The organism is Mesorhizobium sp. M8A.F.Ca.ET.021.01.1.1, assembly GCF_003998025.1.
Classification (GTDB): domain Bacteria; phylum Pseudomonadota; class Alphaproteobacteria; order Rhizobiales; family Rhizobiaceae; genus Mesorhizobium.
Genome location: NZ_RZSJ01000001.1, coordinates 15,248 through 27,715, shown reverse-complemented (window position 1 = coordinate 27,715; position 12,468 = coordinate 15,248). Strand labels below are relative to the sequence as shown.

9 protein-coding genes and 1 pseudogene are annotated in these 12,468 nt (G+C 60.7%); 2 read left to right on the top strand and 8 right to left on the bottom strand.

Going from position 1 to position 12,468, the window contains the following annotated elements:
• Positions 1-403: 403 nt before the first annotated feature.
• On the bottom strand, positions 404-1,543 hold the full coding sequence (locus EOA36_RS00125; RefSeq protein WP_126063922.1) for a porin: 1,140 nt from the start codon (positions 1,541-1,543) through the stop codon (positions 404-406).
• A 682-nt stretch (positions 1,544-2,225) separates the two neighbouring features.
• Between EOA36_RS00125 and EOA36_RS00120 the strand changes: the two genes are divergently transcribed.
• Together EOA36_RS00120 and hemN are read left to right on the top strand one after the other, a co-directional pair.
• Entirely contained in the window at positions 2,226-2,582 is a 357-nt protein-coding gene (locus EOA36_RS00120) for a hypothetical protein (RefSeq protein WP_024505577.1), read from the top strand.
• Positions 2,583-3,052: 470 nt separating this feature from the next.
• Positions 3,053-4,379, top strand: a pseudogene (gene hemN, locus EOA36_RS00115) (oxygen-independent coproporphyrinogen III oxidase).
• Positions 4,380-4,613: 234 nt separating this feature from the next.
• Here the strand turns inward: hemN and EOA36_RS00110 are convergent.
• The 7 genes from EOA36_RS00110 to nadC all read right to left on the bottom strand — a co-directional run bounded on the left by EOA36_RS00110 (position 4,614) and on the right by nadC (position 12,468).
• Positions 4,614-6,257, bottom strand: a complete 1,644-nt coding sequence (locus tag EOA36_RS00110) for an MFS transporter (RefSeq protein WP_126063923.1) — start codon at positions 6,255-6,257, stop codon at positions 4,614-4,616.
• A gap of 173 nt (positions 6,258-6,430) precedes the next feature.
• Positions 6,431-7,414 (bottom strand): beta-ketoacyl-ACP synthase III, encoded by a 984-nt coding sequence (locus EOA36_RS00105; RefSeq protein WP_126063924.1) that lies wholly within the window; start codon positions 7,412-7,414, stop codon positions 6,431-6,433.
• Positions 7,411-8,676: an adenosylmethionine--8-amino-7-oxononanoate transaminase gene (locus EOA36_RS00100; protein ID WP_126080683.1), complete on the bottom strand. Its 1,266-nt coding sequence runs from the start codon at positions 8,674-8,676 to the stop codon at positions 7,411-7,413. Before EOA36_RS00100 ends, EOA36_RS00105 begins: the two co-directional genes overlap by 4 nt.
• Entirely contained in the window at positions 8,676-9,311 is a 636-nt protein-coding gene (gene bioD / locus EOA36_RS00095; RefSeq protein ID WP_063169254.1) for a dethiobiotin synthase, read from the bottom strand. The genes EOA36_RS00100 and bioD overlap by 1 nt, the downstream gene beginning before the upstream one ends.
• Entirely contained in the window at positions 9,308-10,447 is a 1,140-nt protein-coding gene (locus tag EOA36_RS00090) for an 8-amino-7-oxononanoate synthase (RefSeq protein WP_024505572.1), read from the bottom strand. The genes bioD and EOA36_RS00090 overlap by 4 nt, the downstream gene beginning before the upstream one ends.
• Entirely contained in the window at positions 10,444-11,412 is a 969-nt protein-coding gene (bioB, locus tag EOA36_RS00085) for a biotin synthase BioB (protein WP_245454882.1), read from the bottom strand. Before bioB ends, EOA36_RS00090 begins: the two co-directional genes overlap by 4 nt.
• A gap of 174 nt (positions 11,413-11,586) precedes the next feature.
• Complete coding sequence (gene nadC / locus EOA36_RS00080) at positions 11,587-12,468, bottom strand: carboxylating nicotinate-nucleotide diphosphorylase (protein WP_024505570.1); 882 nt, start codon at positions 12,466-12,468, stop codon at positions 11,587-11,589.

The window sequence follows — 12,468 nt, the reverse complement described above, 5'->3', positions numbered from 1 at the left end:
TCAGGTTTAAGGCCCCCCGATAGTGACCTAGGATGGGTGCTGCCACGCGGCTCGGACTCAGCGTGCATTATCACGTAAATGTTGAGAGAATGAATGGCGCCGCGAAGGGCAATTCCAGCCGTCCAAAGCGACAGGCGTGTCGCGGCCTCGACATTGCAGTGGCGCTTACCTAACACGGCCTCACACTGCCCTCTAAGCGGCCCCGAATTTGAACTGACGGCCCCTGGCCGGTTCATCGGGCAGGTCAAGGGCTAGGTGTAGTACACAGGGCTCATAACTTTCAGTTTCTAGTTGGTACGATGGGCCGTGGACGGTCGATGCAGACTTCAAGATGGCGAACGAAGCTCTCCATGCGTGCGTTGTCGAGGCAAGTGCCTTTGCCATGCTCGCGACTGGAGAGATTTCAAAATGAGCCTTGTAAGCGGAGAATGCCGCCGACGCTGTTCGGCTTGCTCGTGCCCTTGACGGCGGTAGGCTCGGCAGGGCCGAGGCCAGAGTTGCCGTAGTGGTCGTAATCGACCTCGGCTGTGACCGTGAAGCCGGGAACGACCATGTAGGCGACGTTTGCAGCCACACCAGCATCCTTGAGCTGATCACCCGAGACCTGAAGGTTGAACGAAGTTTTCTCGTCAAACTCGTAGGTGGCGCCCGCCCAGAAAGCCCACTGGCCGTTCCAGATTTTGTACGAGCCGCGCCCATGATTGGCAATTGCGCCGTTTGAGTCCTCGTTGAGACTGGCATTGGAACCGTAGCCGAAGAGTCCAAACAGCGACAGCTGGTTTGTGACAGCGACGTCGACGCGGATCTTGCCGGCAAAAGCTTCGTAATTGCTGTCATAAGCCGCGACGCCGGTGATCGAGCCCCAGCCTTGCGTGTATTTCAAGCCGGCGACAACGTGCGGAATATAGCTGTCGATAGTACCGGCTGAGCCCGATCCTTGTTCGAGCGAAATCACAGTCGAAATGCCGTTGCCGGCGTCGAAGTGGTACTGAGCCACGTTGGTGTCGAAGCCGGCCGACGGAACGAGCATACTATCGAGAACGTCGCCAGCGTAGCTTACAAACGTATCGAAGGCCGACCCCTCCTTGCCAACTCGCAGGCCTCCCAGCTCGACCCAGGCAGAAGCCAGTGCGAGGCCGCTGTTGAAATCATAGTTCTGAGGACTGTCATGCGAGTTAGCGCTGTTGCCAAAATTCACGTGGGTTTCGGTATAGGTCGTCAACGCGCCGAGCTCGGTCTGCTGGCCGGTCCAAGTTTTGAACGTGAAGCGTGTGCTGTTTCGCCAAGTGCCTTGGTCCTCGCCAGTTCTCACGTCCGAGGTTCTTGCGCTGTCATACGATCGGACGTCACCCAGGCCGATATCGTAACGGACATAGCCGCCGATGCGCAGGCAGGTCTCGGTGTTGGGAATATAGGAATATCCCGAGCCGAGGACGTCGCAGATCTTGATGTACTCGGCCGGTTCCCGCTCGGCGCCAGCTGCTCGACCGACGGAAACGGTCATCAGAGCAGTTAAGCCGAGAAGAGGACTCTTGATGTACATGTCTAGATCTCCATGAAGGAATAAAAAGGATAGAGGCGAAAGAGCAAGCTTTTCCTCTAAATTTTGTGCGTGTTGTCTCCAATATGTGGACGCCAAAGCGCTTGACACGAGAGGTGAGCCAGCGTAAAAGCCACATGTACTTATAATAGTGTTTTCTGTTAGGAGATTCATTATCGTTTACATGTGAAACACTCCGGTCGGACCGCTGCAGCTCTCCGAAATAGAGCAGCAAGCGACATGCCAACCTGAAGCGTAAATGCGGCCGACACCAAAATCGGGCCGACGCGCCTTCGTCTCGCTGGAATCACTTTTTTTGAGGGTCACTGCGAAAAGCAATGTGCGACACGGTTCGCCATGTTCGATATGTGACAGTCTCGTTTAACAGCGACGGCTTCCCGTCTGACCGCAACGGAGGCCGCGCCATGCGCTACCGAGAAGGATCACTGCGCGTACGCTCCGCAAGGGCTGCGCCAGGAACAGAGGGCGTGCGCGTCCGAGGCGTCGCATGGTGGCCGCAGCACCTTTTCGCCGCTGTAAGTTCGCCGTGCAGGTACATTGCGCGGCCGGAAGCGAGAGGGAGCGCACCCTGAAACGGCTGCCTACGGCTCGCCTCGAGTAATTGGCGATGAACAGCATTCTCGAGAACTTAGTCTCGACGGAAAGAGCAACGAAAGGAAGCCGCTTGGACGAGCACGATCCGAAGGAAGAACCGATCGAGACCATTTTCCGCAACGGCACAATCACTGCCGTGGGTATCCTGCTTGCCTTTTCGCTCGGCTTCCTCACTCATTGGGCCGCGAACCCCTTGCCATGGCAACTCTACGATCTGTTCGCCGTAGTGCCGATCCTGCTCGGCATCGCACTGCAGATGAGAGCGCTGTCCATGCTGCTCGACATGAGTTCCTTGCGGCGCCCCATCTACGAACGCGCCAATCGCATTTTCATGGTCGGCCTCATCCAGACCGCGTGTGGCGTCGGCATGGCCATCTTGGTCGATCTTTTCGGGATATCGGTAGGGGGCACGCTGCCCGGCGCTTGACGACAAGCCACACCGCCGCTCTTCGCTCGAAGCGACGTCAAGCCGGGGAACCTTGTGCACCCCCTAGCGGCGTCCTCCTTTCATCAAATGAGCCGACGTCAGCTTTAGAGCGTCTCGGTGGCTAAAGCCGGTATGGTTTTTCGGCCGGCAGGGAAGGCCGCTGGCTGGACCTGGATGGCGTCTGAACGAGGCTTGACAGGTCCGTTGCGTCGGACATGAATTTCGCATTGCAAAGTTCTTCCGCAGACGCCTCAAGCACACTGCACTGGCGTCACGTACTACTCAGACGTTGAATGCGGCACCGCACCATCACCTCAGGCGCAACCATGGCACGCGCGCTCCCCGGCGTGGTTGACCCCATCCTGTCCAAACGAGACTGCGACATAAGCGGGACGCACTGACTTAGGTCAGAGACCAGGACGAGCGCGCAACGAAAGAATGATGGATCAGCGACGTGGGATGACAGCTCCTTGCACACCTCAATCCTGACAAAGTACCGGGACCCCCGGCCGCCTTGGTATACCATCTATCCGACTGTGCCAGACTTCTCTGCGGCAGTTGGTGCTGACGATTATGAGGAATGGCTGGGGGGCCTCCCGGCCGACGAATCGGTGTCGCTCTATTTCCACATTCCGTTTTGCCGATCCATGTGCTGGTATTGCGGCTTCCCTACCGCGGTCATCCGTCGCAACGGCCCGATCCTTAATTATTTAGCGGTGCTGCGTCAGGAGATCAGTTTGGTGTCGGAGCAAGTGCGGCAAGGGCTGCCGGTGAGCGATGTGCATTTCGGCGCGGAACGCCTCACCTTATCGGGCCAGCCGAGCACTTGGCGCTGATGGAATTTCTACGCCGCCACTTCGCTTTCAGCAAAACTGCTGCGATCACCGTGGAGATCGATCCCCGAACGTTCACACCGGAAATGGCCGAAGCCTTGGCAGCTAACGGTGTCAACCGCGCGAGCATCGGCGTGCAGAGCTTTGATCCCGATGTGCAAAGGCGATCAATCGGATCCAGAGTAAGGTGCAGACGGCCGCTGCAGTCCAAAATCTCCGCCGGCATGGCGTTGGCCATATCAACTTCGACCTCATCTTCGGTCTACCGAAACAGACTGTGCAGTCCTGCATCCAGACCGCGATGGCTGCGGTCGCCATGCGCCCCAACCGGCTTGCGGTGTTCGGATACGCGCATATTCCTTCCGTGATAAAGAACCAGCGCCTATCGAGCAGGCAGGTCTACCGGACGGCGATCTTCGCGCCGAACAGGCTGCAGCTGTCGCCGAGACACTGGTTGGCGCTGGCTACCGGGAGATCGGGCTCGATCATTTCGCTCCGCCGGACGACGAACTCGCGCTAGCGCAGAAGACCGGGCGCGCCTACGGCGTAATTCGCTGGGATACTCGGCCGATACTTGCAAAACGTGATCGGCTTAGGCGCGTCGGCTATTGGCCGAGTCCGCGAGGGGTATGTTCAGAACGAAGTAACACGGGATTCTTACGCCCGGCACATCGCAAGTGGACGTCTGGCGACATCAAAGGGTCACCGTCTGACCGACGATGACCGGGTGCGCGCAGCGATCATCGAGCGACTGATGTGCGATTTGGAGGCCGACGTGCCGACCATCTGTGCCGCCCACGAAATCGAACCAGCTCGTTTTCTCGATTCAGTTGAGAGTTTGGTGACGCTGGCTGAGGAGGGGATCCTGGACGTCGAAAACGGCTTCATCCGCGTGCGGCCGGAGCACCGCTTTGTTGTTCGCGCCGTTGCTGCTGCATTCGATGCTTTTCTCGCGAATCGATGAGTTGAGGCCACGACGCCGAAAGGCATCAAACCTTGTTTGGCGCTCGTCGGCATGGGCTCTCGCAGAAGACTCCGCAAGCGTATGCAGGGGACTTCCACTTGACGCCGCGTTCACCATCATCTCGCCTGGGTGCGCGCGAAAGCGCACAACCCGGAGCACGCTGCTCTCGGTGTGAGGCTGTGCTCTGCAAAGCACCGGTGATCCACCCTGTCCCTGGACAGCAGCTTGATGGCGTCATCTTGGAGGACGAGAAAAGATTGTCGAGGTACGGGTACGAATTGCCTCGGTCGTCCGTTCAATCGAAAGCACTGTCTGCGGAGGCACCTCTCCTTCATGCAGTGACAGGAGATGCTGGGCGACTTCCTTATCTGCTGCGGTGAGTCGATGATTTAGGCGGAGAAAGTCCATCCAGGTGGGGGTGCGGAATGTCTCCGTCCAAAGTGACGGTGTTTGCAGATTTCGCTGGAGCGTCCAGTTTCGTGCACCGGCACGGCTCTGGACGTGTCGCCGCGTGCGCATGGAGCCCAGAAAGGCCTCGATATTTTCCTCCGATATCAAATACTCGACCTTGGCCACGATAGGGCCACTTCTGGGTTTCAGATCGAGAGCCACGTCCGGCGGATGAAAAACTGAACTTTCTTGATCGGTTTCTTCCCAGGGACGGACCGGCAACACGATCCCCGCTGCTGCAACCAGCAACAGAGCGCCTGCGGCGCCCTCCAATGCTAAGGTCAAGGAATAGTTTTGCGCGACAGAACCCCAGATCCAGCTGCCAGCAGCCATACCGCCTGCGCTCAAGGCGTAGTAAATGGAGAGCGTGCGGCCTACAACCCACCTTGGGCTTGCCAACTGCACCGACACGTCAATGCCCGTCCAGGTGATAAGCCAACCCGCTCCGCCGAGCGCCAGCGAAATGGCCGCCACAGGAATCGACGATGTAAGGGCAAGGGAGAGGCAACAGACTGCACAAGCCACAGAGGCGAAGGCCACCAGCCTGTTTTGAGACGTGACCTTCCTCAAGAAGCCGTTGCCCATGCCCGCGATGAAAGCACCCATGCCGAAGCCGGCCAATAAGATACCGTAGACAATTGGCCCACTCTTCAACTGATCCCGGACGACGAGGGGGAGCAACGCCAGAATGGAGATGCTTGCCAATCCGAAAAGAGCGGCTCGGGCGGTCGCTGCCCTGATCTCCAAAGACATCGCAGTAAAGCGCACTCCGTCATGAATTGCCGTCGTCATTCTCTCACGAGGGAGAGGCGAAGAGCGGACCTCCCATTTGGTGCGCCATATCGCGCTTATGGGCGCCAGATCACTCACCGCAGCCAAGGCGAAAGCGGCCAGCGGCCCAAAGACGGCCAGGATCACGCCCCCCAAGGCCGGACCAACGCTGCGCACAATGTTGTATCCGACGGACATAAGCGTCACTGCGGCCGGAATGTCGCGTTTGTGAAGGATATCGCCGACCGAAGCGTGCCAAGCCGGATCATTCAAGGCAAAGCCGCAGCCGGCCAGGAAACCTAACCCGAGAATCAGCCAAGGACTGACAAATCCCAGACCCACAGAAATCATCAGCGTCGTCGACGCCGATGCTATCAGGCAGTGTCCCGCAAACATCACCCACCGGCGGCTGAAGTTGTCGGCAATGGCTCCGGCGAAAACTGAGAGGAAGAACACCGGCAATGTGGATGCGGCCTGGACGAGTGCCACCATGAGGTCGGACGCTGAAATCGTTGCCATAAGCCAACTGATGGCGACCGTTTGCACTAGCCAACCGAGGCTGGAAATCTGGGTGGCCGCCCAAATTGAGCGAAACACCTTGTTTCGAAATGGGGCGAGCGTCTTTGAAACGGGCGGTTGAGGATTTTCGCTCTGCATGAGGTATTGCTGGCCTTCGATGAGCGCTGCGATTTGAGCAAGCGGGTCGATACTTAGACATCGCGGAGCACCGCACGGAACCCAGCTCTATGGAGCTTGCCGGCGACTATTTACGTATTGAGCCATTCTCATAGTCTCATTCATGAGCAGTCCTGTGCGCAAGCATTGCTTTGCTAAATTCCCACCACAAGCGCGCCGCCGCTGAGACCCGCACCCGCTGCCGCCAAGAGGACTTTCTCGCCAGGCCGAAACGGCTGCGCCCGATGGGCCAGCGACAATGAGAGCGGGATCGTCGCGGCGGAAGAGTTGCCATATTCGGCGATCGTCTTGACGATCGAGTGATCAGCGATGCCGAGGTTCCTGCCGACCGCGTCGAAAATGCGCGCATTGGCCTGATGCGGCACGAAACGATCGAGGTCTTGCGGCCTCAGTCGGGCAGCAGTGAGCGCATCTCTCGAGCAGGCGGTCATCATCTCCACGGCCTTGCTGAATACTTCACGGCCGTCAGTGATCGTCATCCGTGTCTGCGCGAGGTCGAGGTCGGCATGGAACGGAGTGTTGCTTCCCCCGGCGGGAATCTGGATTAGCCCGTAGCGCGAGCCGTCGGAATCCACCGAAGCGCCGAGAATGCCTCGATCCGGGTCATCGCAAGGACTGATCACCATGGCGCCGGCGGCATCGGCAAACAGCACGGCGCTGGCGCGCTCGGCCAAATTGATGCGGTGGCTGAGGATGTTGGCGGCGATGACAAGGCTCGCTTTGCCGTGCAGGCGGGTGAACCCGTCGGCGAACATCAGCGCATAGATGAAGCCGGCGCAGGCGCCGGTCAGGTCGATCGCTCCGGCGCGGCCTAGCCCCAGCCGATGTGCGACCAGCGGCGCGCTTGGCGGCAGAAGGTGATCGGGCGTCGACGTGGCGAGCAAGAGTAGACCGACGTCGCCGCGGTCGATACCGGCATTGGTCAGCGCCATGTCGCCGGCAGAGGCGGCAAGGCCCGACAGCGTGTCTTCGTCTGTTGCCCAGAAGCGCGAGCGAATTCCGGTGCGCCGCTCGATCCAGCCGGGCTCAAGCCCGAGCCGGTCTTCGATTTCCGGGTTCTCGACCTTGCGCGCCGGCGCATGATGGCCGAAGCCGAGAACGCGCGACGATAGGTTCATGGCCGCGAGCCGAAGCGTTCGCCGGCCTCCTCTATCGCGTCATAGAGCCCGCCCAATTCGTCGCTGGTGATGCAATAGGGCGGTAGAAGATAGAGGACATTGCCGAGCGGGCGCACAAGTAGCCCCCGCTCAAGGAAAAAAGCGCGCAGTTTTGGCCCGATCTCGGCCAGATAACCGGCTGAGCCGGTGCGTAGGTCGAGTGCCGCGATGGTGCCGGTTGTCCGGCAGTCGGTGAAATATGGATTGACCCGGAAGCGTTGCAGCCCGGCGGCCTGCCTCGCGCTCAAGACCGCGATCCGCTCGGCCACCGGCTCGTCACGCCAGATCTCGACATTGGCAAGTGCTGCCGCGCAGGCGATCGGATTGGCGGTGTAGGAGCTCGAATGGAAAAACGTCTTCTTGCGATCCTCCGAAAAGTGAGCGTGGAAGATGGCATCGGTGGCGATCGTGGCGGCCAGCGGGATGGTACCACCGGTCAGACCTTTCGAGGTGCACAAGATGTCGGGCGAGACGGACGCCTGTTCGCAGGCAAACATGGTTCCGGTGCGCCCCCAGCCGGTCATCACTTCATCGGCGATCAGCAGCGTGCCGGAGGCTTCGGCGATCCTCTTCAATTCGGCAAGAACCCAGGCCGGATACATCAGCATGCCGCCGGCGCCAAGCACCAGCGGCTCGACGATCAGCGCGGCTGCGCGCCGGTCGCGGCTAACGGCCTCGAACCGATCCAGCGTTTCCTGCTCGCGCCCGGCGGCCGGGAAGGGGATGGCGTCGACCTCGAACAGCAAAGGATCATAGGCGGCGTTGAAGACGCCGCGGGCGCCGACGCTCATCGCCCCGATCGTGTCGCCATGATAGCTGTGCTCCATGACGGCGATGCGCGAACGCGGCGCGCCGATGTTGCGGAAATAGCCGAGCGCCATCTTCAGCGCGACTTCGACTGAGGTGGAGCCACTGTCGGAATAGAACACCCGGTCGAGGCCGGCGGGTGCGATGCCGATAAGCGCCTCGGCCAGCCGTTCGGCCGGCTCGTGGGTGAAGCCCGCGAAGATGATCTGGTCGAGGCTCGACGCGGTCGTCTCGATGGCCTTCATGATGCGGGGGTGGCGATGGCCATGGGTGACGACCCACCAGGAAGAAATCGCATCGAGGATGCGGAAGCCGTCGGCCTTGTGGAGATAGGCGCCTTCAGTCAGCACGATTTCAGGGACCGAGGGCTCTAGCGCGTGCTGCGTGAACGGATGCCAGACTCGAGACTCCGCCATCAGTCGCCTCCGGCAATCATGGCCAGGTCGAAGCCGGAAATCATTGCATCTCTCAACGTTTCACCCGTCAGCGGACCGAGGTGCGGCAGCCTGCCCAGCTGCGGCACGCCGCCGAATTCCACGATTGTCCTTTGTGTATCGGCCACCTCTTCGCCAATGAAGGCAATGCCGATGAGCGGGATGGAGCGGGCTCTCAGGGCCTCGATCGACAACAGCGTATGATTGATGGTGCCAAGCGCGGTGCGGGCGCACAGTATGACCGGCAGCCGCCATTGTTCGAATATGTCAATGAACCTTGTCTGTCGATTGAGCGGCACCATCAGCCCGCCGGCGCCTTCGATGACGAGCGGTGTCGGCAGGACCGGAAATGAAAGATCGTCGGCCTCGATCGCGACGCCGTCGATTTCGGCTGATCGATGCGGCGACAGCGGCATCGTCAGTCGATAGACTTCGGGCAGCACGCGTCCGTCGGGCAAGCCGGAAAGCCGGGCGACGACCTCGCTGTCGGTCTCCTCGTTGAGGCCCGATTGCACCGGCTTCCAGTAGAAGCCGTCGAGCAGCCCGGCAAGTCCGGCCGAAAACACTGTCTTGCCAATTCCAGTGTCTGTTCCGGTGACGACGATGCGTTTGGTCATGCTGTGGCCAACACTCCGACGAGAGCCTCGACCATGGCGGAAATGTCGGCTTCGTCGACGTTGAGAGTCAGCGAAATGCGCAGGCGCGACGTACCCTCAGGCACTGTCGGCGGGCGAATGCCGCGTATGTCGAAGCCGCGTGCCTGCAGTCCTGCCGCCACCGCCATGGTGCGGCTGTTATCGCCGATCACAAGCGGCTGGATCTGCGAACCGCTGGGCATCACGCCGCAGCGTTCGGCCAATTGCCGGCTCGCGAAAGCGACACGCTCGTGCAACTGAGCACGACGCATAGGCTCGTCAGACAGAATAGTCAGCGCCTCACGTGCCGCGACTGCCATCAGCGGCGATGGTGCGGTCGCATAGATGAATGGCCGGCACCGGTTGATAAGATAGTCGCACAGTGTTCGCGGTCCGGTAACGAGCGCGCCGGATGCGCCAAGCGCCTTGCCGCATGTGTGGAGCGTGACGATGTTGTCGCGGCCTTCATACGCGGCGGCCAGTCCCCGGCCGTCCGGTCCCCAGACGCCGGTGGCATGCGCTTCATCGACGACGATGAATGCCTGGTACCGATCAGCCAGCGCGACCAGGCTCTCCATCGGCGCACGGTCGCCATCCATGCTGTAAAGGCTTTCGAAGGCGATCCACACCCGCCCCATGCCGCCTTCGGCGCGCCAGCGGGTGATTGCGTCCTCGACAGCGTCGACGTCGTTGTGCGCGGCCAGCTTGAACTCAGCGCGCCCGGCCTGGGCACCCTCATGCATGCTGGCATGAGCGAGCTCGTCGAGGACCAGCAGGTCGCCTTTCTGCGGCAGGGCCGTCAGCAGAGCGAAGTTGGCGATATAGCCGCTGCCGAAGAACAGTGCACGCTCGGCTCCGAAAAATGCCGCTGCGTCCGCCTCCAGTTGCTCATGTTCCGGTGCATTGCCGCGCAACAGCCGCGATCCGGTGGCGCCCACTGGCGTGCCCCGCGCAATCGCCGTCGAAACCGCATCGCCCAGTCTTTTGGAGGCGGCAAGTCCGATATAGTCGTTCGACGAGAAGTCGAGCCCGGCGCGCGGTGCGAGCGTCCGCAACCGGTCCTTGCGCCCCAGTCCCCGCAAGGTTGCGTCATAGCGGGCAAGAATTGCCTCCTTCATTGCGTGGCGAGTTCCATAGGCTCAATGCCGAGGCGCCGGAACAGAAGGGTATCCTTGTCCTCGCCGGGATTTCCCGCCGTCAGCAGCGTGTCGCCGACAAAGATCGAATTGGCCCCGGCAAAGAAGCACAGCGCCTGCGTTTCGTCGCTCATCGCCGTCCTGCCGGCGGACAGCCTTACATAGGATTTCGGCATCATCACCCGCGCGAGCGCAACGATGCGGACGAAATCGATCGGATCGATGGCGTCGGCCGCGGCAAGCGGCGTGCCTTCGATGGGAATAAGCATGTTGATCGGCACGCTTTCCGGCGGCTCGGGCAGGTTCGCGAGCGTGACCAGCATGTCGATGCGATCGGTCTTTTCTTCTCCCATCCCGACAATGCCGCCGCAGCAGACTTTCATCCCAACCGCGCGCACGTGCCCAAGCGTTTCCAGCCGGTCGGCAAAAGTCCTGGTTGAAATAACCTCGCCATAGTAGCGCTCAGAGGTATCGATGTTGTGGTTATAGTAGTCGAGACCGGCCTGCTTCAGGCGAGCAGCTTGCTCAAGATCGAGCATGCCGAGCGTCATGCAGGTCTCCATGCCGAGGGCCTTGACGCCCTCAATCATGGCGACCACAACCTCCATGTCGCGCTCCTTGGGACTTCGCCACGCCGCGCCCATGCAATAGCGCGTTGCGCCGCCATCACGCGCCATGGCCGCTTCGTCGATGACATGCTTGACGTCCACCAGCTTCGACGCCTTCACACCGGTTTCGTAATGCGCAGACTGGCTGCAATAGCCGCAATCTTCGGGGCACCCGCCGGTCTTGATGCTAAGGAGCCGCGACAGCTGCACTCGGTTTCGATCGAAGTTCTGGCGGTGGATCGTCTGAGCTAGGAACAGCAGATCGTTGAATGGCATGCCGTAGATGGCCTCGGCCTCTTTGCGGTTCCATCGCGGAGGCGTTCCATCGACCGATTGCATGGTCTGGTTCACGTCGAACTCCGAGTTCATTCCAATCGTCATCGTCAAACCTTTGTTTGCTAGTCCGGTACGCCTTCTTGGCTTTGGGGCGCACTCGCTAAAGGCGAGCTGCGGCACGTCTTTCCAGCACCTCCTACGCCTGCCGAGCTGATGTTGCTCCTCACGCCGTAATCCTCAGTTCAAGTGCTTGCAGATGTTCTGGTGGTCCGGCATGTCCAGGCCGATGTCGAGGATCGGGGCGCTGTGCGTCAGCCAACCCATGGAGATGAGATCGACACCGGTCGCCGCAATCGCCGCCGCCGTTTTCGGCATCACCCGACCGGACGCCTCGGTGATCGTACGGCCATCCACTATAGAAACCGCGCGGGCAAGATCCTCGACCGACATATTGTCGAGCAGCACCGCGTCAACACCAATCGCGAGCGCTGCATCGAGCTGCTTCAGCGTGTCGACCTCGACCTCGACCTTCACCATATGCCCTGCTGCGGCGCGCGCCCGCTCTATTGCTGTGCGGATATCGCCGGCGATCGCGATGTGGTTGTCCTTTATGAGCACGCCGTCATCGAGGCCGAACCGGTGATTGGCACCGCCGCCGACGCGCACGGCGTATTTCTCCAATGCCCGCAGCCCGGGCGTCGTCTTTCGCGTCGATACAATCCTCGCCTTGTGACCGCGCACGGCCTCAACCATGGCCGCTGTGGCAGTGGCAATGCCGCTCAGCCGGCATAAGAAATTGAGGGCCGTGCGTTCGGCCGTGAGCAGGCCTCGTGCGGGTCCGGACAATCTTGCAATGGTTTCCCCGGCCCCAACCTCGCTGCCATCAGGGCGCCAGATCTGGATGTTGATCGCCGGTTCCACGAGAAGGAAGGCATACGAGACCAGATCGAGCCCGGCAACGACGCCCGCCTGCCTCGCTTTGAGCACCAACGTGGCAGTGCAATCATACGGGATAACCGCATCGGTGGTCAGGTCGCCGGATCTGCCCAGGTCTTCGAGGAGCGCAACGCGCACAATCGGTTCGATCAGGGTCGCGGGGAGGGGGGAGAATGAAGTCAT

What these genes read in the sequence shown, in the direction of transcription:
- nadC (WP_024505570.1), bottom strand. Translation starts at nt 12,468, where the DNA reads ATGACTTCATTCTCCCCCCTCCCCGCGACCCTGATCGAACCGATTGTG.
- EOA36_RS00100 (WP_126080683.1), bottom strand. Translation starts at nt 8,676, where the DNA reads ATGGCGGAGTCTCGAGTCTGGCATCCGTTCACGCAGCACGCGCTAGAG.
- EOA36_RS00105 (WP_126063924.1), bottom strand. Translation starts at nt 7,414, where the DNA reads ATGAACCTATCGTCGCGCGTTCTCGGCTTCGGCCATCATGCGCCGGCG.
- EOA36_RS00110 (WP_126063923.1), bottom strand. Translation starts at nt 6,257, where the DNA reads ATGCAGAGCGAAAATCCTCAACCGCCCGTTTCAAAGACGCTCGCCCCA.
- bioD (WP_063169254.1), bottom strand. Translation starts at nt 9,311, where the DNA reads ATGACCAAACGCATCGTCGTCACCGGAACAGACACTGGAATTGGCAAG.
- EOA36_RS00125 (WP_126063922.1), bottom strand. Translation starts at nt 1,543, where the DNA reads ATGTACATCAAGAGTCCTCTTCTCGGCTTAACTGCTCTGATGACCGTT.
- EOA36_RS00090 (WP_024505572.1), bottom strand. Translation starts at nt 10,447, where the DNA reads ATGAAGGAGGCAATTCTTGCCCGCTATGACGCAACCTTGCGGGGACTG.
- bioB (WP_245454882.1), bottom strand. Translation starts at nt 11,412, where the DNA reads ATGCAATCGGTCGATGGAACGCCTCCGCGATGGAACCGCAAAGAGGCC.